Annotated in this window: 23 protein-coding genes; 15 read left to right on the forward strand and 8 right to left on the reverse strand. The window is 73.6% G+C overall.

What is annotated here, in order from left to right:
* Window positions 1-24: 24 nt before the first annotated feature.
* From nuoH to ACTWO6_RS01890, 8 genes are all read left to right on the forward strand, one after another.
* Entirely contained in the window at window positions 25-1,380 is a 1,356-nt protein-coding gene (gene nuoH, locus ACTWO6_RS01855; protein WP_446217902.1) for an NADH-quinone oxidoreductase subunit NuoH, read from the forward strand.
* Between the two features lies 1 nt (window position 1,381).
* Window positions 1,382-2,023: an NADH-quinone oxidoreductase subunit NuoI gene (gene nuoI / locus ACTWO6_RS01860; RefSeq protein ID WP_446217903.1), complete on the forward strand. Its 642-nt coding sequence runs from the start codon at window positions 1,382-1,384 to the stop codon at window positions 2,021-2,023.
* The gene (locus tag ACTWO6_RS01865; protein WP_446217904.1) at window positions 2,020-2,793 is read left to right on the forward strand and encodes an NADH-quinone oxidoreductase subunit J; all 774 of its coding nucleotides are present in this window, start codon (window positions 2,020-2,022) and stop codon (window positions 2,791-2,793) included. The genes nuoI and ACTWO6_RS01865 overlap by 4 nt, the downstream gene beginning before the upstream one ends.
* Window positions 2,794-2,826: 33 nt before the next feature.
* Window positions 2,827-3,126, forward strand: a complete 300-nt coding sequence (gene nuoK, locus ACTWO6_RS01870) for an NADH-quinone oxidoreductase subunit NuoK (RefSeq protein ID WP_088959269.1) — start codon at window positions 2,827-2,829, stop codon at window positions 3,124-3,126.
* Between the two features lie 11 nt (window positions 3,127-3,137).
* Window positions 3,138-5,066: an NADH-quinone oxidoreductase subunit L gene (gene nuoL, locus ACTWO6_RS01875; RefSeq protein ID WP_446217905.1), complete on the forward strand. Its 1,929-nt coding sequence runs from the start codon at window positions 3,138-3,140 to the stop codon at window positions 5,064-5,066.
* Window positions 5,067-5,130: 64 nt separating this feature from the next.
* On the forward strand, window positions 5,131-6,663 hold the full coding sequence (locus tag ACTWO6_RS01880; protein WP_446217906.1) for an NADH-quinone oxidoreductase subunit M: 1,533 nt from the start codon (window positions 5,131-5,133) through the stop codon (window positions 6,661-6,663).
* Window positions 6,660-8,213 (forward strand): NADH-quinone oxidoreductase subunit NuoN, encoded by a 1,554-nt coding sequence (gene nuoN, locus ACTWO6_RS01885; protein ID WP_446217907.1) that lies wholly within the window; start codon window positions 6,660-6,662, stop codon window positions 8,211-8,213. The genes ACTWO6_RS01880 and nuoN overlap by 4 nt, the downstream gene beginning before the upstream one ends.
* A 90-nt stretch (window positions 8,214-8,303) precedes the next feature.
* Window positions 8,304-9,389, forward strand: a complete 1,086-nt coding sequence (locus ACTWO6_RS01890) for a polyprenyl synthetase family protein (RefSeq protein WP_446217908.1) — start codon at window positions 8,304-8,306, stop codon at window positions 9,387-9,389.
* Between the two features lie 42 nt (window positions 9,390-9,431).
* On the opposite strand, the gene ACTWO6_RS01895 is transcribed toward ACTWO6_RS01890, so the two are convergent.
* A complete protein-coding gene (locus ACTWO6_RS01895) occupies window positions 9,432-10,610 on the reverse strand; it encodes an MFS transporter (RefSeq protein WP_446217909.1) in 1,179 nt (392 codons plus the stop codon).
* A gap of 154 nt (window positions 10,611-10,764) precedes the next feature.
* Between ACTWO6_RS01895 and ACTWO6_RS01900 the strand changes: the two genes are divergently transcribed.
* On the forward strand, window positions 10,765-11,547 hold the full coding sequence (locus tag ACTWO6_RS01900; RefSeq protein ID WP_446217910.1) for an IclR family transcriptional regulator: 783 nt from the start codon (window positions 10,765-10,767) through the stop codon (window positions 11,545-11,547).
* Window positions 11,548-11,705: 158 nt separating this feature from the next.
* Here the strand turns inward: ACTWO6_RS01900 and ACTWO6_RS01905 are convergent, their stop codons facing one another.
* A complete protein-coding gene (locus ACTWO6_RS01905; protein WP_446217911.1) occupies window positions 11,706-13,826 on the reverse strand; it encodes a PhoX family protein in 2,121 nt (706 codons plus the stop codon).
* 237 nt (window positions 13,827-14,063) lie between these two features.
* Here ACTWO6_RS01905 and ACTWO6_RS01910 point away from each other — a divergent pair, with 237 nt between their 5' ends.
* Together ACTWO6_RS01910 and ACTWO6_RS01915 are read left to right on the forward strand one after the other, a co-directional pair.
* On the forward strand, window positions 14,064-14,558 hold the full coding sequence (locus ACTWO6_RS01910) for a sigma-70 family RNA polymerase sigma factor (protein WP_446220528.1): 495 nt from the start codon (window positions 14,064-14,066) through the stop codon (window positions 14,556-14,558).
* Entirely contained in the window at window positions 14,555-15,241 is a 687-nt protein-coding gene (locus ACTWO6_RS01915) for an anti-sigma factor family protein (RefSeq protein WP_446217912.1), read from the forward strand. The genes ACTWO6_RS01910 and ACTWO6_RS01915 overlap by 4 nt, the downstream gene beginning before the upstream one ends.
* Before the next feature lie 7 nt (window positions 15,242-15,248).
* On the opposite strand, the gene rarD is transcribed toward ACTWO6_RS01915, so the two are convergent.
* From rarD to eccE, 4 genes are all read right to left on the reverse strand, one after another.
* The gene (gene rarD, locus ACTWO6_RS01920) at window positions 15,249-16,172 is read right to left on the reverse strand and encodes an EamA family transporter RarD (protein WP_446217913.1); all 924 of its coding nucleotides are present in this window, start codon (window positions 16,170-16,172) and stop codon (window positions 15,249-15,251) included.
* The gene (locus ACTWO6_RS01925; protein WP_446217914.1) at window positions 16,169-16,657 is read right to left on the reverse strand and encodes a GNAT family N-acetyltransferase; all 489 of its coding nucleotides are present in this window, start codon (window positions 16,655-16,657) and stop codon (window positions 16,169-16,171) included. The genes rarD and ACTWO6_RS01925 overlap by 4 nt, the downstream gene beginning before the upstream one ends.
* A 93-nt stretch (window positions 16,658-16,750) precedes the next feature.
* On the reverse strand, window positions 16,751-17,137 hold the full coding sequence (locus ACTWO6_RS01930; protein WP_446217915.1) for a phage holin family protein: 387 nt from the start codon (window positions 17,135-17,137) through the stop codon (window positions 16,751-16,753).
* Between the two features lie 77 nt (window positions 17,138-17,214).
* Entirely contained in the window at window positions 17,215-18,972 is a 1,758-nt protein-coding gene (gene eccE, locus ACTWO6_RS01935; RefSeq protein WP_446220529.1) for a type VII secretion protein EccE, read from the reverse strand.
* Between the two features lie 305 nt (window positions 18,973-19,277).
* Here eccE and ACTWO6_RS01940 point away from each other — a divergent pair, with 305 nt between their 5' ends.
* Complete coding sequence (locus tag ACTWO6_RS01940) at window positions 19,278-19,595, forward strand: WXG100 family type VII secretion target (protein WP_109803084.1); 318 nt, start codon at window positions 19,278-19,280, stop codon at window positions 19,593-19,595.
* A gap of 19 nt (window positions 19,596-19,614) precedes the next feature.
* Window positions 19,615-19,908 (forward strand): WXG100 family type VII secretion target, encoded by a 294-nt coding sequence (locus ACTWO6_RS01945; RefSeq protein WP_446217916.1) that lies wholly within the window; start codon window positions 19,615-19,617, stop codon window positions 19,906-19,908.
* 110 nt (window positions 19,909-20,018) lie between these two features.
* Here ACTWO6_RS01945 and mycP read toward each other — a convergent pair whose 3' ends face one another.
* Window positions 20,019-21,224: a type VII secretion-associated serine protease mycosin gene (mycP, locus tag ACTWO6_RS01950; RefSeq protein WP_446217917.1), complete on the reverse strand. Its 1,206-nt coding sequence runs from the start codon at window positions 21,222-21,224 to the stop codon at window positions 20,019-20,021.
* A gap of 152 nt (window positions 21,225-21,376) precedes the next feature.
* On the opposite strand from mycP, the gene ACTWO6_RS01955 reads away from it, so the two are divergent.
* Together ACTWO6_RS01955 and ACTWO6_RS01960 are read left to right on the forward strand one after the other, a co-directional pair.
* Window positions 21,377-24,454, forward strand: a complete 3,078-nt coding sequence (locus ACTWO6_RS01955; protein ID WP_446217918.1) for an SseB family protein — start codon at window positions 21,377-21,379, stop codon at window positions 24,452-24,454.
* A complete protein-coding gene (locus ACTWO6_RS01960) occupies window positions 24,451-24,816 on the forward strand; it encodes a hypothetical protein (protein ID WP_446217919.1) in 366 nt (121 codons plus the stop codon). Before ACTWO6_RS01955 ends, ACTWO6_RS01960 begins: the two co-directional genes overlap by 4 nt.
* Before the next feature lies 1 nt (window position 24,817).
* Here the strand turns inward: ACTWO6_RS01960 and ACTWO6_RS01965 are convergent, their stop codons facing one another.
* The gene (locus ACTWO6_RS01965) at window positions 24,818-25,750 is read right to left on the reverse strand and encodes an alpha/beta fold hydrolase (protein ID WP_446217920.1); all 933 of its coding nucleotides are present in this window, start codon (window positions 25,748-25,750) and stop codon (window positions 24,818-24,820) included.
* Window positions 25,751-25,862: the final 112 nt, after the last annotated feature.

Genomic DNA, 25,862 nt, shown 5'->3' on the forward strand with positions numbered 1-25,862 from the left:
AGGCGCGGACGAAAGGTGGGCGCAGTGAACCTCTACCTCGCGGCGCAGGACCCGACCCTGGCCGACTTCGGCAAGGACCCGTGGTGGCTGGTCCTCGGCAAGATCGTCTTCGCCTTCGTCTTCGCTCTGCTGGCCACGCTGCTCGGCGTCTGGTTCGAGCGCCGGGTCGTCGGCTACATGCAGGTCCGGCCGGGCCCCAACCAGGTCGGCCCGTTCGGCCTGCTGCAGACGCTCGCCGACGGTCTGAAGATGGCCTTCAAGGAGGACATCCTCCCGCGGACGGCCGACAAGGTGGTCTTCTTCTTCGCGCCGACCATCTCGGTGATCTGCGCGGTCACCGCGCTGTCGGTGGTGCCGTTCGGCCCGATGGTGAGCATCTTCGGCCACCACACGCCGCTACAGGTCACCGACGTGTCGGTGGCGGTGCTGGTGATCCTCGCCTGCTCCTCGATGGGCATCTACGGCATCGTGCTCGGCGGTTGGGCCTCCGGCTCGACGTACCCGCTGCTCGGTGGCCTGCGGTCCAGCGCCCAGATGATCTCGTACGAGGTCGCGATGGGGCTGAGCATCGTGGCGGTGTTCATGACCGCCGGCACGATGTCCACCAGCGGGATCGTCGCCGCCCAGGCGCACGGCACGCGGCTGAGCCTCGGCGGCTGGGAGGTCGCCGCCCCCGGCTGGTACGCGATCCTGCTGCTGCCCAGCTTCATCATCTTCTTCATCGCCACCGTCGGTGAGACCAACCGGGCGCCGTTCGACCTGCCCGAGGCGGAGTCGGAGCTGGTCGCGGGCTTCATGACCGAGTACAGCTCGCTGAAGTTCGCGCTCTTCATGCTCTCCGAGTACGTCGCGATGGTGACCATGTCCGCGGTCACCACCACGCTCTTCCTCGGCGGGTGGCGGGCGCCGGCGCCGATCACCACCTTCTGGGCCGGCGCCAACTCGGGTTGGTGGCCGATGCTCTGGTTCTTCGGCAAGGTGCTGATCCTGGTCTTCGTCTTCGTCTGGCTGCGGGGCACGCTGCCCCGGCTACGCTACGACCAGTTCATGCGCTTCGGCTGGAAGGTCCTGCTCCCGATCAACCTGGTCTGGATCCTGGTCCTGTCCGGGCTGCGCTCGATCGAGGACTGGCAGGCCCGGGACCGGCTGCTCGCCACCGCGATCGGCGCGGGCGTGCTGCTGCTGGCCACGCTCCTCTGGCCGAGCCGCAAGCGGGAGCCGAAGCCGACGCTCCAGGAACAGGTGAACAGCCGCCCGCACGGCAGCTTCCCGCTGCCCCCGATGGACCTGCAGGTACCACCGAGCCCGCGCACCAAGCGCGTGGTCGCCGAGCGGGAGCCGGCCAACGTCGCCGCCGGCTCGGACTCCAGGGAGGTGTGACGTGGGCGCGATCACCGGAACGTTCAAGGGATTCGGTGTCACCTTCTCGCACATGTTCAGGAAGGTCGTCACCACCGACTACCCGTTCAAGCCGCCGGTCTCGGCGCCGCGCTACCACGGGCGGCACATCCTGAACCGGCACCCGGACGGGCTGGAGAAGTGCATCGGCTGCGAGCTGTGCGCCTGGGCCTGCCCGGCGGACGCGATCTACGTGGAGGGTGGCGACAACACCGAGGAGCAGCGCTTCTCCCCGGGTGAGCGGTACGCCAGCGTCTACCAGATCAACTACGCCCGGTGCATCTTCTGCGGGCTCTGCATCGAGGCCTGCCCGACCCGTTCGCTCACCATGAGCAACGAGTACGAGCTGGCCCGGGACAACCGGCAGGATCTGATCTTCACGAAGGAGCAGCTGCTCGCGCCGCTGCTGCCGGGGATGGAGCAGCCGCCGCACCCGATGCGACTGGGTGAAAGCGAGAAGGACTACTACATCGGTTCGCTGACCAACCCGGGCACCTCGGCCGGCGCCGAGCACTCGCCGATGGGCCCCGGCCGGTACCAGGTGGAGGAGCACCCGGGCGTGACCTTCCCCGGCGCCGAGCAGGCGGCCCAGCGGGCAGCGGCAGGCAAGGGAGGCGGCGCATGACCACGCAGACGGTGCTCGCCGAGGCGACCTCGGTCTCCGGCGGCGAGGCGGTGACCTTCTGGATCCTGGCCCCGCTGGCGCTGATCGGCGCGATCGGCATGGTCTGGGCCCGCAACGCGGTGCACTCCGCGCTCTGGCTGGTGCTGACCATGCTCTGCCTGGGCGTCTTCTACGTGCTCCAGGCGGGCCCGTTCATCGGCATGGTGCAGATCATCGTCTACACCGGCGCGATCATGATGCTCTTCCTGTTCGTGCTGATGCTGGTCGGCCGGGACGCCTCGGACTCGCTGATCGAGACGCTGCGCGGGCAGCGGACCGCCGCGGTGGTGCTCGGACTCGGCTTCGCCGGCCTGGTCGGCAGCGGCCTCTACCGGGCCCTCCACGGCGTCCGGGCGGTCGGCCTCGAACAGGCCAACGCCGAGGGGAACGTGCAGGGCATCGCCCGGCTGCTCTTCACCAAGTACGTCTTCGCGTTCGAGCTGACCTCGGCGCTGCTGATCACGGCGGCCGTCGGCGCGATGGTGCTGGCGCACGTGGAGCGGCGCAAGGAGGACAAGATGGACCAGGTCGCCACCATGAAGGCCCGGTTCCGCCCCGGCAGCTACCCCGGCCCGAAGCCCGGCCCGGGCGTCTTCGCCACCTCCTCCTCGGTGGCCACCCCGGCCCGCCTGCCCGACGGCCGGCTGACCGAGCGCAGCACCCCGGACATCCTGCCGGTCCGTGAGCTGACCGCCGAGGAGACCTCGCTGAAGGGGACGGACAAGAAGTGAGCCCCGCAGTCGCGAACGAAAGGCAGGCACAGCATGACGCCTGATTACTACCTGATCCTCGCCGCGGTGCTGTTCACCATCGGCGCCGTCGGGGTGCTGGTCCGGCGCAACGCCATCGTGCTGTTCATGTGCGTCGAGCTGATGCTCAACGCGGCCAACCTGACCCTGGTCACCTTCAGCCGGATCAACGGTGACCTGAACGGCCAGATCATGGCGTTCTTCGTGATGGTGGTGGCGGCGGCCGAGGTCGTGGTCGGGCTCGCGATCATCATGTCGATCTTCCGGACTCGACGCTCGGCGAGCGTCGACGACGCCAACCTGCTCAAGTACTAAGGGGCAAGCAAGTGGAAGAGACTGTGCGGTACGCAGAGGCCACGGGCTTGCTGGGCAGCGTCTGGCTGCTGGTGGCGATCCCGCTGGTCAGCGCGGCGATCCTGCTGCTGCTCGGCCGGCGGGCCGACCGCTGGGGGCACTGGCTGGGGGTGGCCGCCGTCGGCACCGCCTTCGTGCTCGGCCTGACCTACTTCTTCCAGCTGCGCGGCTTGGAGAACAAGTCGGTCGAGCAGAGCCTCTGGCAGTTCATCTCGGTCGGCGACTTCAAGGTGGACTTCGGCCTGCTGTTCGACCCGCTGGCCGCGGTCTTCGTGCTGCTGATCACCGGGGTGGGCTTCCTGATCCACCTCTACGCGGTCGAGTACATGGCGCACGACGAGGGCCGCCGGCGGTTCTTCGCGTACTTCAACCTCTTTGTCGCCGCGATGCTCCTGCTGGTGCTCGGCAACAACTACGTGATGCTCTACTTCGGCTGGGAGGGCGTCGGTCTGGCGTCGTACCTGCTGATCTCCTTCTGGTACGGGCGGCCGAGCGCGGCCACCGCCGGCAAGAAGGCGTTCCTGATGAACCGGGTCGGCGACGCCGGCCTGGCCATCGGCATCTTCGTCATGTTCGCCACTCTCGGCACCACCCAGTACGACGAGGTCTTCAACGGCGTGGGCGCGCTGACCGGCACCACGGTGCTGGTCCTCGGCCTGCTGCTGCTGCTCGGCGCGGCCGGCAAGTCCGGCCAGTTCCCGCTCCAGGCGTGGCTGCCGGACGCGATGGAGGGCCCGACCCCGGTGTCGGCGCTCATCCACGCTGCCACCATGGTCACCGCGGGCGTCTACCTGATCGCCCGCTCCAACCCGATCTTCTCGGCCAACACCACCCTGCAGCTCGTGGTGGTCAGCGTCGGCGCGCTGACCCTGCTGCTCGGCTGCGTCATCGGCGCGGCCAAGGACGACATCAAGCGGGTGCTGGCCTGGTCGACGGTGAGCCAGATCGGCTACATGTTCCTCGGCGTCGGGCTCGGCGGCGGGGCGTACGCGCTGGCGATCATCCACCTGCTGGCGCACGGCTTCTTCAAGGCCAACATGTTCCTCGGCGCCGGGTCGGTCATGCACGGCATGAACGACCAGGTGGACATCCGCCGCTTCGGCAACCTGTCGAAGTACATGAAGGTCACCTGGCTGACCTTCATGATGGGCTGGCTCGCCATCATCGGCATCCCGCCGCTGTCCGGCTACTTCTCCAAGGAGCCGATCATCGCCGCGGCCTTCGAGCGGGACGACTGGACCGCCTGGCTCTTCGGCGGGGCGGCGCTGCTCGGCGCCGGGCTCACCGCCTTCTACATGACCCGGCTCTTCGTGCTCACCTTCCACGGCCCGGCCCGCTGGACCGAGGACATCGAGCACCCGCACGAGTCGCCGAAGCTGATGACGATCCCGCTGATCCTGCTCGCGGCCGGTTCGGTGCTGGCCGGTGGCCTGATGGCGTGGAACGGCGGCGTGACCTCCTGGCTGACCCCGGTGCTCGGCGAGGAGGCGGGTGGTGAGGCGCACGCCGTGCTGCCGCACGCCGTGATCACCATCCTGTCGATCCTGGTCACCGTGCTCGGCGCCGGGCTGGCCTGGGCGCTGTTCCGCAACGGCACGGCCACCGAGCCGCAGCCGGCCGGCGTGCTGGTCACCGCCGCCCGCCGCAACCTCTACACCGACGCCGTCAACGAGGCGGTCTTCGAGAAGCCGGGCATCTTCCTCACCCGGGCGCTGGTCTTCCTCGACAACCGGGGCGTCGACGGGCTGGTCAACGGCCTCGCCGCCGCGGTGGGCGGTGGCTCGGGCCGGCTCCGGCGGCTGCAGACCGGTTTCGTGCGGTCGTACGCGACCTCGATCCTGACCGGCGCGCTGCTCGTGGTGGCGGCGTTCCTGGCGGTGCAGGCGGGGTGGCTGGCGTGATCGACCTCTTCCCGGCCGCCCCCGCCGGCGGGCCACGCAGTCACGACGGAGGTAAGGCCGAATAATGTCCAACTTCCCGTTCCTCTCGGTGCTGACCGTGGCACCGCTGGTCGGCGCCCTGATCGTGGCCCTGCTGCCGCGCCGCTCGCCCGAGCTGGCGAAGCAGGTGGCGTTCGGCTGGTCGCTGCTGGTGCTGGTGCTGTCGGTGATCATGTGGATCACCTTCCAGGCCGACGGTGACCGGTTCCAGTTCCGCGAGTCGTACGCCTGGATTCCGAACTGGGGCGTCAACTTCACCTTCGCCGCCGACGGCATCGCGCTGGTCATGCTGATGCTGATCGCGATCCTGGTGCCGCTGGTGATCCTGGCGTCCTGGCACGACGCCGAGTCGTCCAAGCGGTCCGTGCCGGTCTACTTCGCCCTGCTGCTCGTCCTCGAGTGCACGATGATCGGCGTCTTCGCCGCCGCCGACGTCTTCCTGTTCTACGTGTTCTTCGAGGTCATGCTCGTCCCGATGTACTTCCTCATCGGCAGCTACGGCGGCCACCAGCGGCAGTACGCCGCGGTGAAGTTCTTCCTCTACTCGCTCGTCGGCGGTCTGTTCATGCTCGCCGCGGTGATCGGCCTCTGGGTGGTCGGCGGGAAGACCTTCGACTGGCAGGCGCTGAGCCAGGTGGACATCTCCACCGGCACCGCCCGCTGGCTCTTCCTCGGCTTCTTCCTCGCGTTCGCGATCAAGGCGCCGTTCTTCCCGTTCCACACCTGGCTGCCGGACGCCGGTGGCGCGGCCCCGGCCGGCGCGGCGGCGCTGCTGGTCGGCGTGCTGGACAAGGTCGGCACCTTCGGCATCCTGCGGTACTGCCTGCCGCTCTTCCCCGAGGCGTCCCGGTGGTTCGCCCCGTGGGCGCTGGCGCTGGGCCTGATCGGCATCATCTACGCCGCGCTGCTGGCGGTCGGCCAGAACGACCTCAAGCGGCTCGTGTCGTACACCTCGATCGCGCACTTCGGCTTCATCGGGGTGGGCATCTTCGCCTTCACCACCCAGGCGGGCACCGGCGCGGTGCTCTACATGCTCAACCACGGCCTCGCCACCGGCCTGCTCTTCCTGGTGGTGGGCATGCTGATCGCGCGTCGCGGCTCGGCCCTGATCAGCGACTTCGGCGGCGCGGGCAAGCTCGTCCCGCTGCTGGCCGGGGTGCTCTTCTTCGCCGGTCTCGCCTCGCTGGCGCTGCCCGGCACCGCGCCGTTCGTCTCCGAGTTCCTGGTGCTGATCGGCACGTTCACCACCAACAAGCCGGTCGCGGTGATCGCCACGCTCGGCATCATCCTGGCCGCCGCGTACGTGCTGTGGATGGTGCAGCGCACCACTCAGGGCACCCTCAACCCGGCCCTCACCGAGGTCGACGGCATGCGCCGGGACCTCAGCCTGCGCGAGAAGGTCGTGGTCGCCCCGCTGATCGCGCTGATCGTGCTGCTCGGCTTCTACCCCAAGCCGGTCACCGATGTCATCAACCCCGCCGTCCGGGCGACCATGCAGGACGTCGGCAAGACCGATCCCGCCCCTGAGGTCGGCAGCGTCCAGGAGGCCGCGAAGTGACCGAGCTCAAGTTGCCGTCGATCGACTACGCGGCGCTCGCTCCGATCCTGATCATGCTGGGCGCCGCCCTGGTCGGCGTCCTGGTCGAGGCGTTCGTGCCCCGGCGCCTGCGCAACGGGGTGCAGCTCGCGCTCGCCCTGGTGGCGGTGCTCGGCGCGCTCACCATGGTCATCCTCAACTCCGACGACCGGCTGCTCACCGCCGGCCAGGCGATCGCGGTGGACGGGCCGACGCTCTTCCTCCAGGGCGCGATCCTGATCCTCGCCGCGATGGCGCTGCTGCTCATCGGCGAGCGCTCGGTCGAGCGGGGCGGGGCGTTCGTCGCCCACGCCGCGGTCACCGCCGAGTCGCCCGACGACCAGCGGCAGGCCGACGGCGTCGGCGGCACCACCGAGGTGTACCCGCTGGCCACCTTCGCGATCGGCGGCATGCTGATCTTCGTGGCGGCGAACGACCTGCTGACCATGTTCATCGCGCTCGAGGTCTTCTCGCTGCCGCTCTACCTGCTCTGCGCCCTGGCCCGCCGCCGGCGGCTGCTCAGCCAGGAGGCGGCGATGAAGTACTTCATGCTCGGCGCGTACGCCTCGGCGTTCTTCCTCTTCGGCGTGGCGCTGATCTACGGCTTCACCTCCGGCATCCCGGGCCGGGTGGCCGGGGTCGACTTCGCCACCGTGCACGCCGCGGTCACCGACTCCCCGGCCAGCCCGGTGCTGCTCTTCGCCGGCATGGCGCTGCTCGCCATCGGCCTGCTCTTCAAGGCCGCCGCCGCGCCGTTCCACGTCTGGACGCCGGACGTCTACCAGGGCGCCCCGACGCCGGTCACCGGGTTCATGGCGGCCTGCACGAAGGTCGCCGCGTTCGGTGCCCTGCTGCGGGTCTTCCACGTCGCGTTCTCCGGGGCGGCCTGGGACTTCACCCCGGTCCTCGGCGCGGTGGCGGTGCTGACCATGCTGGTCGGCGCGGTGCTGGCGGTCACCCAGACCGACATCAAGCGGCTGCTGGCGTACTCGTCGATCGCGAACGCCGGCTACCTGCTGGTGGGCGTGCTGGCGCCCAGCCGGGACGGGCTCTCCGGCACGATGTTCTACCTGGTCGCGTACGGCTTCTCGGTGCTCGCCGCGTTCGCCGTGGTGACCCTGGTCCGGGACGCGGACGGGGAGGCCACCCACCTGTCCCGCTGGGCCGGGCTGGGCCGGCGTTCGCCGTTCTTCGCGGCGATCTTCACCTTCATCCTGCTCGCCTTCGCCGGTATCCCGCTGACCAGCGGCTTCACCAGCAAGTTCGCCGTCTTCGCCCCGGCGCTGGACGCCAACCAGGCCTGGCTGGTGATCGCCGGCGTGCTGACCAGCATGGTGCTGGCCTTCCCGTACCTGCGGGTCGTGGTGATGATGTGGCTCTCCGAGCCGGGCGACGCCACCCCGACGGTGATCGTGCCGGGCGCGCTCACCTCGGCGGCCCTGGTGATCGGCGTGCTGGCCACCCTGGTCCTGGGGGTCGCCCCGGCGCCGCTGCTCGACCTGGCCAACGGCGCCGCCGAATTCGTGCGATGACCGACGTCGTTCCACCGGGGGCCGGTACGCCGTGGCGTACCGGCCCCCGGTCCGTATCCCCCTGTCCGGGGCAGGTCGAGCGGGTGTGGCATGGTTGAAGACGTGGTGATTCCGGCTGGCGAGCGTTCAGGTGCCACCGGCTCCGGCGGTCGTCGGGGTCCGGAGGGCACGGGTCAGTTCGGCGCGCTCGGCCTGCACCTCGCCGATCCCCGCGTCGAGGCCTCCGTGCTGGGCCTGCTGGAGGACGTCGAGGGTGAGCTGCGGGCCAGCGTGGCCAGCGCCGACCCGCTCGTGACCGAGGCTGCCCGGCACCTGGTGGAGGCCGGCGGCAAGCGGTTCCGCCCGCTGCTGGTGGCGCTGAGCGCGCAGTTCGGCGATCCGGCCGACGCGCAGGTCGTACCGGCCGCCGTGGTGATGGAGCTCACTCACCTGGCGACGCTGTACCACGACGACGTGATGGACGAGGCGGCCGTGCGGCGGGGCGCCCCGAGCGCCAACTCGCGCTGGACCAACTCGGTGGCCATCCTGGTCGGCGACTACCTCTTCGCCCGCGCCGCGGACATCGCGGCCGACCTGGGCCCCGAGGCGGTACGCCTGCAGGCGCGCACCTTCGCCCGGCTGGTCCACGGTCAGATCGCGGAGACCGTCGGCCCGCGCGGCGGCGAGGATCCGGTCGCCCACTATCTGCACGTCATCGCCGAGAAGACCGGCTCGCTGATCGCCACCTCGGCGCGCTTCGGCGGCATGTTCGGCGGGGCGTCCCCCGAGCACATCGAGGCCCTGGGCGGGTACGGCGAGACGATCGGGGTGGCCTTCCAGCTCTCCGACGACCTGCTCGACATCGCCTCCGAATCGAGGCAGTCCGGCAAGACCCCCGGCACCGACCTGCGCGAGGGCGTACCGACCCTGCCGGTGCTCTACGCGCTCGCCGCGGACGACTCCGACGCCGCCTCCGTCCGGCTGCGGGAGATCCTGTCCACCGGCCCGCTGGTCGACGACGCGCTCCACGCCGAGGCGCTCGGCCTGCTCCGCGAGTCCCCGGCGCTCAAGCGCGCGCGGGAGACCGTCCGCAGCTACGCCGAGGATGCGCGGGCCCAGCTCGCCCCCCTCCCCGAGGGCCCGGCCCGCCGCGCCCTCGAATCCCTCTGCGACTACATCGCCGACCGCACCAGCTGACCCCCCGGCCCCCGGCCCCATCCCGCCCGACCGGGGCGGGCGTCAGGGGTGGGTGAGGAGGCGGCTGCCGGTGAGCATGAGGGTGGCGGCGACGAGCATCGACGCCGCCGCGACGGCCCACATGACGGGGTAGCCGAGGTGGGCGGCGACGGTGCCGAGGGCGAGCGGGCCGAGGCAGCCGCCCGCGTACACCCCGGTCTGGGTGATCGAGGTGGCGGCGGCCGGGGCCTGCGGGTGCAGCCTGACCACCGCGAAGTTCATCAGCCCGGGCCAGGCCCAGCCGAGGCCGAAGCCGAGCACGACGCCGGCGATCAGCGGCACCGGGCCGGCCAGCGCGAGCAGGCCCAGCCCGCCGGCGCCGACCACCAGCATCCCGGCGATCAGGGCGACGTGCCCGCCGGCCCGGCGGTCGGCGAGCCAGCCCGCGCCCACCCGGGCCGCCACGCACACGGCGCTGCCCAGGGTCAGGGTGAGGCCGGCCAGGCCGGGCGACAGCCCCCGGCCGACCGAGGAGTCCACCACGAAGGTGCCCAGGGCGTTGGCCGCCGCCGCGGCCAACGTCGCCGCCAGTCCGACCACCACCAGGGCCCACGTCGCCCGGCCGGCGCGGGTGGCGGCGGCCCGCGCCGGCCGCCCGCCCTCCTGCCGGGGTACGGCCGGCAGCGCGGCCAGCGCGGCCACGGCCGCCGCCACGAACGCCCACCGCCAGCCGGCGGTCAGCGCGATGGTGGGCACCGCCGCGCCGGCCAGCAGCGTGGAGACCGGGATCGCGGCCTGCTTCACCCCGAACGACAGCCCCTGCCGGTGCGCCGGGACGTGCCGGGCCAGCGCGGCGTTGCTGGCGAGCTGGCCGAGGGCGTTCGCGGCGGCGCTGAGCCCGAGCAGCGCGACCAGCACCGGGTACGACCGCGCCAGCGTCGCCACGGCCAGCAGCGAGCCGGCGGAGAGCAGGATGCCGGCGCGGGCGACCACGGCCGGGCCGTACCGCTCGACCAGCGCCCCGGAGGGTACGGAGGCGAGGGCGCTGATCCCGAAGTAGACCGACACGGCGAGGCCCAGCCCGGCGGGGGAGAAGTGGAGGTCGTGGCCCATCTGCACGGCGAGGCCGCCGACCAGGAAGACGGGCAGCACGCAGGCGATGGTGGTGGCGATGGCGCCCGCGCTGGCCCGGACGGTCCGGCGGGGCGCGGGAGGCGCCGGGTCGAGAACGGTGTCGGTCATGGTCAGGCAAACCTACGCCGGTCACGTTTTGGCAGCGGATCGTGTCTGTCGGTGCACGGGCTGTGCCTGGTGATCTGGCATCCTCGATCCGAACAGGCATTCCACACTCGGCCTGTTTTTCATATGGTGTAAGTCCCCGGCGGCGGAGGTGGTTGTGCGCGACCCCTTGGCGGAACCTTCGGACCTGATCCGGAGCGTGTCCCGCGCGCTTCGAGTGCTCGAGTCGGTCGGCCGTGCGCCGAAGGGCCTGACCGTCAAGCAGATCGCCCGCCGCTGCGAGCTGACCGTGGCCACGACCTACCACCTGGTGCGCACCCTGGCGTACGAGGGCTACGTGATCCGCCGCGAGGACGGGACGTACATCGTCGGGCTGGAGGTGGCCGACCGCTACCGCGAGCTGGTGACCGCCTTCCGTGGGCCGCCGGCCGTCGGTGAGTCCCTGCGCCGGGCGGCGGTCGACACCGGGTACAGCCACTACCTTGGGCGCTTCGTCGGCGGCCAGGTGGCCGTCACGGCGGTCGCCGAGGGGTCGCGCTCGCCGTACCTGGAGGACCTGGTGCCCGGCTTCGACGAGGGCGCGCACGCCACCGCGCTCGGCAAGAGCCTGCTCGCCACCCTCACCGCCGAGCAGCGCTTCCGCTACCTGCGCGAGTACGGCATGCGGCCGTTCACCAGCGCCACCCTGACCACCACCGAGGCGTTCGAGGCCGACCTGGCCGCCGGGGACCGGCGCGGCATGCAGCTGGAGCTGGGGCAGTTCCGGCAGGGCGTGGCCTGCGCCGCCGTGCTCATCACCCCGGACAAGGACATCGAGCGCCGGTTGGTGCTCGCATGCGCGCTGCCGGCCAGCGAGATGATGACCTCCGCCCGGGTGGTCCGGGCCAAGCTGCTCACCGTCGCCCGGGCCGTCGCCGACGGCATCGCCGCGGAGGGCTGACCGGCACCGCCGGTCGCGGCCGGTCGCGGCGTCAGCTCGCCGGGACATCGCGCCCTGCCGCACCTCGGCCCGGTCGGGGCGACGGCGAAGGGCCCCGTCCCTGGCGGGGAGCGGGGCCCTTCGGGTGGCGGTCCAGCGCCGGGCCGCCACGGGGAACGTCAGCTGCCGATCGGGCCGCCGTCGAGGCGCCAGGTGACCACCACGCCGGGCTTGGCGAAGTCGCCGTCCGGCCAGGTGGACGCCGGCTTCTCCACCGACGCGCCGGTGATCTCACCCGGGTGCTGCACGGCCACGAAGACCGAACGGTTGTCCTTGGTGATGAACGGGCCGCAGGTCTCCGCGCCGAGCGGCACGGTGAGGAACTGCTTCAGATGCCCCCGCTCCGGGCCCTCCACGGCGGTGGCGAAGAGGCCGTCGTTGCTGCCCAGCGCGTTGCCGTCGGTGGAGATCCAGAGGTTGCCGGTGGCGTCGAAGGCGACGTTGTCCGGGCAGGAGATCGGCGAGACCTGCGACTTGTCGTAGCCGGCGAAGTGGGTGGCCGGGTCGGTCGGGTCGCCGCAGACGATCGGCAGCGACCAGGCGAAGGTCTCGGCGGTGTTGTCGCCGCGGTCCTCGACCAGCTCCAGGATCTGGCCGTGCTTGTTCAGGTTGCGCGGGTTCGCCTCGTCGGCGGGCGCCTTGCCGGCCTTGCCCCGGTCGGTGTTGTTGGTCAGCGCCACGTACACCTTGCCGGTCAGCAGGCTCGGCTCGACGTCCTCCGGCCGGTCCATCTTGGTGGCGCCGACCTTGTCGGCGGCGAGCCGGGTGAAGGTGAGCACGTCGGCGGCGGTCATCCCGTCCACGTACGACCGGTTGCCGCTGACCAGCTTGATCCACTCGCCGCGGCCGTCGAACGCCCCGTCGGTCGGCAGCTTCCCGGAACCGTCGATCTCGGCGGCGCTGTTCCCCGCCAGCCGGGCGACGTAGAGCGTGCCGGACTCCAGCAGGGTCAGGTTGTGCTTGCGGGCCACCCACGAGTTGCCCGGCATGAACTTCTTGTCCGAGACGAACTTGTACAGGTAGTCGAACCGCTCGTCGTCGCCCATGTACGCGACCACGTGCCCGTCCTGCGCCACGATGACGTTGGCGCCCTCGTGCTTCAACCGGCCCAGCGCGGTGTGCTTGCGCGGCCGGCTCTCCGGGTCGAACGGGTCGATCTCGACGACCCAGCCGAACCGGTGCGCCTCGTTCGGGTGCTTCGCCAGGTCGAAGCGCTCGTCGGCGCGGTCCCACTTGCGGCTGCCGCTCGGGTAGCGCACGTCGGTGGGGATGCCGTACCGGGCCAGCTTCGGCTTCAGCTCCTCCGGCGCGCCGTCGCCGCCGACGAAGTACTGGTTGAAGTTCTCCTCGCCGGACAGGACGGTGCCCCACGGGGTGACCCCGCCGGAGCAGTTGTTCAGCGTGCCGATCACCGTACGACCCTTCGGGTCGGCGGCGGTGCGCAGCCAGGCCGAGCCGGCGGCCGGGCCGGTCACCTCGAACTTCGTGGCCAGCGCGGTGACCCGCCGGTTGTACGGCCGCCGGCCGTGGTCGACCGGCCGCCACCGCCCGGTGCCGTCGGCCCGCTCCAGCTCCACCACGGACATGCCGTGCGCCGCCATCGCGATGCGCAGCTGCTCGACCGAGAGGGCGTCGATCCCGGTGAAGCCGGGGAACATCAGGTCCTCGTTGGTGTACTCGTGGTTGACCACGAGCAGCGCCCGCTTCCGGTCGATCGGCAGCACGCCGACGAAGTCGTTGTTGTAGCCGAACTGCATCGCCTGCGCGGCGGCGGTCTGCGCGTGCACGCCGAACGCGGGCGCGCCGGGCACCACCGCGTCGCCCCACTTGATCACGACGGCGTGGTCGTACCCGTTCGGCACCACCAGGGCGTCGAGCTTGTTCGGCGGGATCGGCTTGAAGGTCAGCGCGCCGCTGCCCACGCCGACCGGCGCGGCGGCCGCCTCGGCCGCGTCCGGCACGGCGGGCGCGGTCGGGGCGGCGGCGGCCGGAGCGGCGCCGGCCAGCGCGCCCACGGCCGCGCCCCCGAAGCCGAGGACCAGCGCGCCCACGGCGCCGGCCCGGACCACGCCGCGCCGGGAGACCTCGGCGTCGACCAGATCCCCGAAGTACGGGTTGTCGGAGGAGTTGGGTACCGGGTGGTCACAGGCGTTGCCGCAGCGGTACAAACAAGTCATCGCGTCGCGGCTGCCGTGGCGGTTGGCGCCCAGCAGCGGGAGCAGCCGGGGACGGTCGCTCATGGGGAGAGGCCTCCTGAGAAGACGTCGTGGCACGCTGGGATCACCCGCGCGCGTACCGGTCGGACGCTGCCAGGGCGCGGTGAGCGTGGGTCGGCCCGGATGTGAACCGGGTGTGAACACCTGCGGCCCGAGCTGCGCTGAACCGATCGGGGGCACCGCACGTATGCACGGACGAACCCGCCTGCCGGACTCGCCGTCGAAAGGGAGGAGAGCGCCATCAGCGACCACGACGCCCAACTGCTGCGCGCGTTGCACGACGAGCACGCCGACGCGCTCTTCGCGCACGCCCTCCGGCTGGTCAACGGCGACCGGTCGCGGGCCGAGGACCTGGTGCAGGAGACGCTGCTGCGGGCGTGGCGGCACCCGGAGGCGCTGGACCCCACCCGCGGCTCGGTCCGCGCCTGGCTCTTCACCACCGCCCGGAACCTGGCGATCGACGCCTGGCGGCGCCGGTCCACGCGGGTCGGCGAGGTCTACACCGACGAGCTGCCCGAGCCCGCCGACACGGTCGACGAAGCGGAGCGCGCGGTGGAGGCGTGGACCGTGGCCGAGGCGTTGAACCAGCTCAGCCCGACCCACCGTGAGGTGCTGGTCGAGTGCTTCTACCAGGGGCGGTCGGTGGCCGAGGCGGCCGCCCGGCTGGGCGTGCCGCCGGGCACGGTGAAGTCGCGCACCCACTACGCGCTGCGCTCACTACGGTTGGTCCTGGCCGAGATGGGGGTGACCCGATGACCCGGTGCGAGTTCGCGCACGACGACGGCGCGTACGTGCTGGGCGCTCTCGCTCCCGCCGAGCGCGCCGCCTACGAGCGGCACCTGGCCGGCTGCGCGGCCTGCCGGGAGGCGGTCGCCGAGATCGCCGTCCTGCCCGGGCTCCTCGGTCGGCTCGACCCGGCCGGGCTGGAGCAGTTCCTCCCGGCCGCGTCCGAGACCTCCCGGGTGCCCGCGCTGCTCGACGCCGCGCGGGAGCGCCGGCGCCGCGAGCGGTCTCGGTCCCGCCAACGGTACGCGTTGACCGCGCTCGCCGCCGCCGTGCTCGCCGTGCTGGTGGGGGTCGGGGTGACCCTGGCCCGTCCGGACGCCGCCACCCCTGCGGAGGTGCCGATGGTGGCCATGCGGCCGGTCGCCGGCGCGGTGCCCGTGCACGCCGAGATCGGGCTGACCCGCACCGACTGGGGGACCCAGGTCACCATGCACTGCGGCTACGACCAGTGGGGCGGGCACCGCCAGGCGTGGACCTTCCGGCTGGTGGCGCACGGCCCGGACGGCGCGACGGAGCAGATCGGCTCCTGGCTGGCCGCCCCCGGCGAGGACGTCCGCCTGACCGGCGCCACCCGCTTCACCGGCGGCGAGCTGGTCCGGCTGGAACTGCTCCGTGGGGACAACACCCCCGTGCTGGCCTACGACGCCCGCTGATCCGCGATCAGCGGGCGCCGGCGGCGACCGGGGCCGGCGTCCGCGCCTCGGCGCGGGTACGGCGGGAGTGGCGGACGGCGTCGGCGGTGAAGACGATCAGCGCGAGCCAGACCAGGGCGAAGCCGGCCAGCCGGGCCGGCGGCATCGGCTCGTGGAAGATCAGCACCCCGCAGCCGAGCTGCAGGATCGGGGCGAGGTACTGCAGCATGCCCAGCGTGGAGAGCGGCAGCCGGTTCGCCGCGCCGGCGAAGAGCAGCAGCGGGATGGCGGTCGCCGCCCCGGCCAGCACCAACAGCACCGTGTGCCCGGTCGAGACGTGTCCGAACGTCGAGTCGCCCCGCAGGCTCAGCCACCCCAGGTACGCCAGTGCCGGCAGCGCCAGCACCGCCGACTCCACGAAGAGGCCCTCCGCGGCCGGCAGCCCCAGCCGCTTCTTCACGAACCCGTAGCAGGCGAAACTGAAGGCCAGGGTGAGCGCCAGATAGGGCAGTCGGCCGTAGTCGACGGTGAGCACGGCCACCGCCAGCGCGCCGACGCCCAGCGCCGCCCACTGCGCCGGCCGCAGCCGCTCCCGCAGCACGAGCACCCCGAGCAGCACCGAGACGAGCGGGTTGATGAAGTAGCCGAGGGCGGTCTCCACCACCCGGTCCGAGTTCACCCCGTAGATGTAGGTGCCCCAGTTGACCGCGATCAGCGCGGCGGCGGCGGCGATGCCGGCCAGCGCCCGGGGCCGGCGCAGCAGCGCCCGCAGGAAGCCGACGTTGCGCATCGCGGCGAGCAGCAGCGCCACGAAGGCCACCGACCAGACGATCCGGTGGGCGAGGATCTCCATCGGCCCGGCCGGGCGCAGCAGCTTCAGGTAGAGCGGGAAGAAGCCCCAGAGCAGGTACGCGCCGAGCCCGTAGAGGTAGCCGAGGCGGATCGGGTTCACGCCTCCACCGTAAGTGGCGAAGCGGCCTGCTGATCCTTTCCGGTGACCGGGTTCACCCGCTGGTCGAGCTGCATCCACCGGTCGGGTTCGACCGGGGCGAAGCCGACCTTGGCGTACACCTCGTGCGCGTCGGCGGTGGCCAGCACGATCCGGCGTACGCCCAGCCCGGCCAGGTGGTCGCGGGCCGCGCCGGCCAGCCAGGTGCCCAGCCCGCGCCCGCGCTCCGCCGGGTCGACGTAGACGTCGCAGAGCCAGGCGAACGTCGCCCGGTCGGTGACCACCCGGGCCACCGCCACCTGGCGCCCGTCACCGGGCCGGTAGACGCCGAAGCCGACCGAGCCGGCGAAGGCGCGCGCGACGATCTCCCGGTCCCGCCCGAGCGCCCAGTACGCGTCGGTGGAGAGCCACCGGTGCACGAGGTCGAGGTCGATCCGGTCCGGGTCGGTGCTGAGCTGGTAACCGTCAGGGCGGGTCAGGGTGAACACCCCGGTGACGCTAGTCCCGGCCCATCCGGTCCTCACCAGCCAATTCCCGCCCGCTGGACTGGCCGGCGGGCGGGAATCGGATGGGTCGGGTGGTCAGTCGCGGTCGAGGACGGCGCCGAGGATCCAGGTGACGATGCCGACGAAGAGCGCGCCGAGCACCGCGGCCGGCCAGAAGCCGTCCACGTGGAACGGCAGCCCGGCCTGGTCGGCGATCCAGCTCGTGAGCAGGAAGAGCAGCCCGTTGACGACCAGGGCGATCAGGCCGAGGGTGAACAGGTAGAAGCCACAGCCGACGGTCTTGATGATCGGCTGGAGCACGGCGTTGACCACCCCGAAGATCACCGCGACCAGCACGAGGGTGGTGATCGTCTCGGTGACCGAGTCGGAATTCAGCGAGATGCCCGGGATGAGCAGCGTGGCCAGCCAGAAGGCCACCGCCGTCGAGCCCAGCCGGATCAGAAGACCCTTCAGAAAACCCATGGCGGGGATCGTGCCACGGACCGTCCACCGGCGGAAGCCGTGAAGATCGACGAATCCGCCGTTCGGCGGCCGGGTCGTCAGCGGCGGGCGGGGCGGCCGACCAGTTGCGACTCGATCGGCGTCGGGGAGAGCAGCGCCCAGCGCAGCGCCCGCCGGTTGACCACCGCGACCATGTCGTCCCGGATCCGGGTCAGCCACTCCGCCGAGCCGCCCAGCCCCAGGGCGCCCCCGGCCAGGGTCGCCTCACCCGGGTCCAGTGGTTGCAGGATCGCCAGGTCCGCCCGGGCCAGTGCGTCCACGTCCGCCGGGGTGAGCCCGTCCCGGACGACCAGGGTGGACTGCCAGGCCGCCTCGGGCCCGGCCCCGTCCGGCGCCGCGCCGGCGTCGACCACGAGCAGCAGCGGCTGCAACGGCGATCCCGGTGGCCCGCCCACCGGCCGCCCGGGCGGGATCACCGGCACCGCCCCGCCGGGCGCGCCGACCCCCCGGACGAACGGCTCCCAGGCCCGCGGTCGGGCGGTCTGCACGACCACCCGGGCGCCCAGGGCCAGCGCCCGCAGCACGAGCAGCTGCGCGACCCGTACCCCGCCGACGAGCAGCACCCGGGTCGGCTCGGGACGGAACAGCCGGACGGTGACCGCCCCGCCGTGCCGGTTCGCGCCCACCATCAGCCCCGCCTCGCCAAGACTCAGCTCCAGCGCGTCCAGGGCCGGCCCGCCCACCGTGCCGTCGGCTCGCGCCGACGCCAGCGGCAGGGTGCCGGCCAGCCCGCCCAGCTGCTCGCCGTCGAGCCGGCGGACCTCGCCGCCGAGGTCGGCGACGAGCCGACGCAGCGCCCGGTCGGCGACCGCCAACTCCGCGGCCGTCCAGGCGGCCAGTCGTACGGTGAGCTCGGCCGGCACCGGCGCGGGGTCGGCGCCGGCGCGCGGGCCGACGCAGAGCGAGACGGTGGTGGCGGTGGCCGGCAGCGCGAGCAGCCGGGACACCAGCCGCCGCCCGGCGTCGGTACGCGGATCCGGCCACCGACGCAGCCGGAACGCGGCCTGCAGCAGCCCACCGGCCCCCACGGTCTGCCAGGACTCGCGGGTGGGCGCGCCGGCATCGTGGTGGGCCAGCTCGGCGAGCACCCGCAGCGCGGCCGGCCCGCCCAGCGGCCGGCCGGTCAGCGGCCCGAGCCGGCGGACGATCCGCCGGACCGTGCCGGAGAGCGCGCGGCGCAGCTCCTCGTCCGACCAGCCGTCCACGCGCAGCACCCGGACGGCGAGCACGGCCCGGTCCCGCGCGGCCAGCCGCCCGTCGGTGAGCTGCCGGTACGACGTGCCGGCGGTGCCGGCACCGGTGGCCGGGGCCGGCGACGCGGAGAGCAGGAGCTGGACCCGCACCGGTGGGCTCTCCGCGCTCGGGGCCGGCAGCAGGGACAGCGGCGGCGGCAGGGTGCGCCGACCGTCGCCGAGCAGGTCGGCCGGGTCGCCGATCTCCAGCAGCGCGGTCAGCCCGGCGGCGTCGTCGACCACGGCGGCCGGGCCGCCGGCCAGCTCGGCGGAGCGCACCTCGGCACCGGGGGACACCAGATCCACCAGGGCGGCCGGGCCGGCGGCCGGTGGCAGGGAGCGCCGGCGGGTGAGGTGGGCCAGGCCGACGACCAGCCACTCGAAGAGCCAGCGGCCGCGGACCCGGACCCAGGCGGCGGGCAGCAGCAGGGCGGCCAGCAGCAGGGCGGCGGCGGTGACGGCCACCCCCCGGCCGACGGCGGCGACGAGCACCGCCACGGCCAGCTGTGCCGCCACGATCTGACCGGCCCGCAGGCCGGAGAGCGGTCGCGCGCCGGCCGGCATCCACTGTGGTGGCAGGGGCTGGCGGGTCGCCGGAGCCGGGAGTGCGGTCCTGGTCGCAGTCACCGCTCCTCCTCCGCCGATCCTCGGGTGACGATGGCGTGGCTCATCGTAAGGGTTCACTGTTACGGCCGTTGTCCACAGGGGATGCCGAGGGGGTGGCACAACCGCAGTCGGGCGGCTACCGTCAGCGACGAGTTCCGTCGAGCGCGCAGCCGTCCCGCCCCACGACGCCGGCCCCGCGCCACGGACCGTCCACGGTGGTCGTTCCACGACCAGCCCGACCGAGGAGACGAGGTGACGTCCGGGTGTCCCAGACCCAGGCAGAAGCCGCGGTGATGCAGCAGACCGCCGCGAAGTTCGAGCAGGTGGACCAGTCGTTGCAGACCATGCTGAGCGGCCTGATGGCCGAGCTGGAGGTGTTGCAGCAAGCCTGGCGGGGCGCCGGCGGGCGTTCGTTCGAGCAGGTCAAGCAGCAGTGGTCGCAGGACCAGGCGGCGCTGCAGCGGGCCCTGCGGGAGACCGCCGCCGCGATCCGCACCGCCGGCCAGCAGTACGACGTCTCGGACACCGAGGCCGCCAGCCGGGTCGCCGGCACCAACCGCGGCATCCAGTTGCCGCTCTGACCCACCGGGAGGGAATCCGATGGACCACGGTGTGCTGGTCGTCAACTTCGCCGCGTTGCAGCAGGCCGGCGCGGACATCCAGAAGGCGCTGAACACGCTCGACAGCCAGCTCGGGCAGCTCGAACGGGACGCCGCGCCGCTGGTGGCGAGCTGGAACGGTGCGGCCCGGGAGGCGTACGAGCAGAGGCAGGCGAGATGGCGGTCCGCCTCGCAGGACCTGCAGGCGATGCTGCGCGACATCAAGCTGGCGGTGGACGACTCCGCCGCCGACTATCTCGACACCGAGAAGCGGAACGTCAACCTGTTCCAGTGACGGCCGCGCGGCGGCGGCGTCGGGCAGCCCGCCCGATCCCGCCGCCGTCCGGGTCGCCGACCGGCTCCGCCACGTCCCCGACCGGCTCCGGCCCTGCTTCCGCTGCAGGGTCAGGCCGGGCCGGCCGGGCGCCAGCGGCGGCGGGCGCCGCGGGGCAGCACCACCGCCAGCAGCACCAGCGCCGTCGCCGTCGCCCCGGCCACGCCGGCCACCAGCAGCGCCCGGTGCCGTGCCGCCGCCCGCCGGGCCCGGTGCGACGCGGCCGCCGGATCGGGGCCGCCCACCGGGAGCGCGGCGGCCTCTCCGGGCCGGCCCGCCACCGGCCCGGATGTCTCGGTGACCGCGCGGTACGGATTCAGCACCCCGGCGCCGTAGCCGTCGCCGCGCCCCGGGGCCGGGTCGGTGCTGTCGACGATCCGGCGGGCCACCTCCGTCGCGGTCAGCTCCGGGCGGTACTGCCGCAGCAGCGCCGCGGTGGCCGCCACGAACGGCGCCGCGTAGCTCGTCCCCGCCGCCCGGTGGTGCCCCTGCCCGGGGACGGCCATCAGCACGTCGCCGCCGGGCGCGACCAGGTCCACGTACGGGCCGGCCTGGGAGAAGGCCGCCCGCACGCCGTCCGCCCCGATCGCGCCCACCCCGAGCACCCCGTCGTAAGTGGCCGGGTAGGGGCGGGGGTCCCCGCTGTCGTGGAGGTTGCCCGCGGCGGCCACCACGACCACGTTCCGGCGGACCGCGTACGCGATCGCCGAGCGGACCGCCGGATTGTCGGCGTAGAGCACGACGGAGAGATTGAGCACGTCGGCGTCGTGGTCGACCGCCCAACGGATCGCCCGGGCGAAGTCGGCCGCGCCGACCGTCCGCCCCGACTCCCGCCCGTCGACCACCTGCTGCTCGCTGACCCGCACCGGCAGGATGCGGGTGTCCGGCGCCAGCCCGCGGAACGCCACCCCCGGGCGGGGCGCCGCCGCGACGATGCTCGCCACCCCGGTGCCGTGGCCGGCACAGTCCCGGGTGCCGTCGCCGCCGGGGTCGAGGAAGTCGACGCCGTCGAGCACCCGGCCGGCCAGCTGCGGGTGCCGCCGGTCCACCCCCGAGTCGACCACCGCGACGACCACGCCGGCGCCGGTCGCCAACGGGATGAGCCGGTCCGGGGCGTACCGTTGTTGGGGCCACGGCTGGTCGACCACCGGGCGGACCGGCGCGGGCGGCGCGGAGCAGGCCGGCGCGGCCCGGGCGGTGGCCGGCGCGGCCGGCAGGACGGTGGTGACGACCGCCGCCAGGACGGCCAGGGCCGGGCACGCGATGGGCCGGGACATCGACCGCCTCCGTATCGTGGCGACTCCGGAACGCGATGTTAACGCCTCCGCGCCGGGCCGGTGGACCGACGATGGCCAGCCATTGTGATCTTGTTACTACCTTGTAGGTTGTACGCGATACCTATGGCCTGTTCGCGGGAGGAGAGGTGGCCGTGACCGGATGGGAACCGGCTACCGAGGCCGAGGTGGCGATGCGGGACGCCTTGCGCGCCCAGGACCAGGAGCTCTACTTCCGCATTCTGACCCGCGTCGACCTGCTGCTGCCGGTCTCTGCGGAGGGGCCCGCCGGACAGGCGCCGATGGGGTGGGGGACCTGGACCACCGGTGGCCGGACGCACGTGCTGGCATTTACGTCGGTCACCGCGTTGCGGTCCTGCCTGGGCGAGAACCCGGGCACCACCCGGCGCGTCCCGTACGCCGCCCTCGCGGCGGACTGGCCGAACCATGAGTGGTGGCTGGCGGTGAACCCCGGGCTGCCGATTGAGGGCTATCTGCCCGCGTGGTTCGTCGCGCAGCTCTCCCGGGGGGACGTCCGGCTGCCCGGCCGGACCATGGGCGCCCGGGCCCGCCTCGAACGGGTCGAGACGGCCGTCCGCGCCCGGGCCAGCGCCACCGTGCCGGGTCGGGACGCGCCGGTCTCCCCGGCCGCCCCCGGCACGCCGGTCTCCCCGGCCTTCGGCGGGTCCGCTCCGGCTCCGCCGCCCGCTGCGCCGGAGCCGTCGACCGTGCCGATCCCGACCGCGCCGGCCCGGCCCCCGGTTCCGCCGGCGGCCGCCGCGCCCGGCGTTCCCCAGGTGACCCGGCAGCCGGCGGCACCGGACGCCCGACCGGCGGCCGCCCACCCGACATCGCCCGGGCGGGCCGGCGGCGAGCCGGCCCGCTCCTCGGTCGACACCGGTGACCGGCGCTCCGGCGACCGGCCGGGGGACGGCGCACCCACCGGCCGGAACGGCGCCGAGCCGACCGAACCGGTCGACCGTGCCCACCTCGCCCCGCCCGCGGCGGGGACGCAGAACGGTGCCGAAGGCCTCTCCGGCTGGCTCAACGACCTCCGGCGCCGCCCCGACGACCAGGACCCGTTCGGCTCCGGCCCGACCTCCGGCCGGCCCGGGGCGGCGGCCGTGAACGGCGGGAGTCACGACCCGGCGCCCACCCCCGCCCGGTCCTTCTTCGAGCCCGCGTCCGGGCGGGTGTCCCGGCGGTCGTCGCCGCTGGACCAGTCGCACCGCACGGGTGACCCGCCCGTGCCGCCGTCCCGCCTCGGTCGGGGCGGCCAGCCGTTCCCGCGTCGCCGACCCCTCGCCGAGCCGGTGCCGGAGGAGGCGACCCGCGCGTTCCGGGTCGACGCGCCCGCCGAGCCCGCGCCGGGGCTTCCGCGCCCGCGGCCCGAGTCGCCCGCTGCGTCGCCGACCATGGCTTTCCGCCCGGCCGACCCGGCCGCCGGCGGGGACCCCACCGAGGCCCTGCCCCGTCGTCGCCCGACGCCCGCCGGAGGGTCCGGGGCGGACGAGCAGACCCAGCCGATCCTCGCCCCCGCCGGCCGCACCGGCCCGGCCGCCCAGCCGTTCGTCGCCGGGGCGGAGGCCGAGGAGCCGCCCCCGTCGGTCGCCGAGCCGGTCTCGGCTCCGCCCGCGCCCCGGCGGACCTTCTCGCCGATCGTCATCGAGGGCACCGTCATCGAGTCCCGCGACCTCACCGAGCCGGCGGGCGGTCAACCGGCGGGGTGGGCCGACCACCGTCCGGCCGGGACGGAGCCGGCGGAGACCGCACGACGGGAGCCGTACGAGGTGCCGAGCGGCCCCGTCGCCCCGGCTGCGGTGGTCTCCGCCGAGGCTAACCGGTCGGCCGAGCCCTGGGCCGGCGCCGCCGATCCCACTGTCTCGTTCGCCGTCGAACCGCGGACCGGACCGACCACGCCCGCGACCGAGCCGACCGCGTCGCTGTTCGCGCCGACCACGCCGCCGGCCGAGGCGACCGTACCGCTTTACGCGCAGACCGCGCCGCCGGCCGAACTCGCCGCACCACCGGCTGAGGCGACCCCGTTCGCGGCAGAACGGACCGCGCCGCTTGAGGCGACCCCGCCGCCCGCGCAGCCGGCCACCGCGCCCGGGGAGCCTGACGTCCGGTCGGTCGAGACCGCCAGACCGACCACGCGACCGGCCGAGCCGGCGGCGACCGGGGCCGCGGCGGGCGCCGGACCGCTCGTCGACCAGCCCATCGCAGCCGGCACGCCGCGGCGCGAGGAGCCGGCGCCGGTCGACTTCGTGCCGGCGAACGACGTCGAGGAGGACCTGCTCGGCGCGGCGGGCAGCGGCAGCACGGACACCTTCCTCTCCACCCTGCTGCTGGCCCGGGTGCTGCTGCCCGCCGCACCGGACTCGGCGCCGGGCAGCCGTCCGGGTGACCCGGGCTTCGTCTGGCGGACCGAGGAACTGGACGGCGAGACGTACGTGGTGGTCTACACCTCGCCGGAGCGGCTCGCGGCCCGGGCCGACGGGCCGGTCGAGACGGTACGGGTCAAGTTCGTCCAGCTCATCCGCCGCTGGCCGGACGAGAGCTGGTCGTTCGCGGTCAACCCCGGGACCCCGGTCGGGGCGAAGTACCCCGGCGAGCAGGTCCTCGGGCTGGCCAACTGGGCCGCCGAGGTGGGGCTCGGCGACGACCTGGAGAGCGAGCCGGAGCAGCCCGCCGCCGAGCCGGCGCCGGTGACCTCGACCCGGCACGCCCCGCCGGCCCAGGACCCCACCCGCCCGGTGAGCATGCAGAAGGCGGTCGCCGCGAGTCAGCTCGCCTACTACCTGGAGCGGGGCTACGACCGGGTCTCCGGCTTCGTGCACCGGGCCAACGAGCTGGCCCACCTGACCACCCCGGCGCAGCTGTACGACGCGCTCGGCCTCGGCCACCCGGACTCGCCCTTCTCCCGCGACGCCGAGGAGATCTACGTGCTCCGCTGGCCGGCGTACCGGCCGAGCCTCTACCGTATCCCGTACGGTGGGCAGAACGAGGCCGCGATGCGGGCGATGGAGGGCTGGGTGATCGAGCGACCGCCGTTCCGGGGCAACGGGTTCGCGCCCGGGGAGAGCAGCGACGTGGTCGCCGAGTTCAAGGTGGACAGCGCGCGACTGCCGCACGGCGCGCAGCTCTGGCGGATCGGCGCGGACGGCACCGAGCGGGTGGTCGCCATCCTGGACGGCGACGCGTTGCTCTGGCGACGGGTCGGTGAGTCGTGACCCGCGACGGCTACGTGGCCCGCTGGCAGGGCCGGGAGTACCAGGCCAGCCCGGACGGCGACGACGTCCGGCTCTACCAGCCGGAGCCGCGTGAGGGCTTCGACGAGGTGCGCCCCGGCCGGTACGTCCGGGTGGTCCCGGTCGCCGAGGTCGACGACCTGGCGTACGTCCGGACCACCTGCACCTGGCAGGGGCAGCCGTTCATCGTGCTGGCCGAGCACGACGGCTGGCTGCGGGTGGAGTACACCGGCGGACGCTGGCCGGTGGCCCGGGCGATGGGGTTGGAGGCCTTCGACTTCGGGGTCTACCAGGGGTGGGCGCCGGCGAACGAGGTGGCCGACCTGCGCGAGCAGCGGGTCTGAGTCAGGACTTCGTCCAGCGCAGGATCTCCCCGAGCACCACGTCCTTCGCCTCCACATGCGGGAAGTGGCCGACCCCGTCGAGCAGCCGCCACTCGTACGGGGCGGTGACATACCGGCCGGAGCCCTGCGCGGTGCGCGGCAGGGAGGCGGGGTCCAGCGCGCCGTGCAGTTGCAGGGTCGGCGTGACCAGCGGCTTCTGCATCAGCCGGACGAACCGGTAGCCGTGCAGCCGGAGCACCGACCGGAACGCCCAGCGGTAGCCCTCCAGCGCGCAGAAGGCGGCCTGCGGGATCTGCATCGCCTCGCGGCAGCACCGGGCGTACGCCGCGAAGTCCGGGCCGTCCACCCACTGTGGGCCGCCCCAGCGCCGCAGAATCGCCTCGACCTCGGCGGCGTCGTCCCTGGTGAGCACGTGTTCGTACCGGGGGAGCTGGAACTTCAGCGCCGGGGTGGCGGCGGCGAACTGGCCGCGCGGGTCGGCGAAGATCGCGGCGCGCAGCCGGAGCGGGTGCGGGGCGCCGAGCACCACCAGCCGCCGGACCAGGGTGGGGTGGAACGAGGCGACCGTCCAGGCGATCAGCCCGCCGGCCCCGGCGCCGACCAGGGTCGCCGACCGTTCGCCCAGCGCCCGGATCAGCCCGGCCACGTCGGCGGCGAGGGTGTAGCCGTCGTACCCCCGGGGTGGCTTGTCGCTCGCGCCGTAACCGCGTAGGTCGACCGCGACCGCCCGGAACCCCGCGTCGGCCACCGCCGGCAGCAGGTCCCGCCAGGCCAGCCAGTACTCGGGGAAGCCGTGCAGGAAGAGCACCATCGGGCCGGTGCCGGCCTCGACGACGTGGAAGCGGCTGCCGTTGGCGCCGACGAACCGGTGCGTCCACGGCCCCTCGGGCAGGACGCAGGACTCGTCGACGGGCCCGCCACGCTGCTCGGTCATGTGCCACAGCCTAGGGCCCGGCGTCCTGGCGACGATTCCGCAGGTGGTGAGGATCAGGGGATTGTCCGGGACGCGGGTCACGGTCGAGCGGGGCCGGAAGCGGCGATGCCCG

This window comes from Micromonospora sp. IBHARD004 (assembly GCF_052814115.1).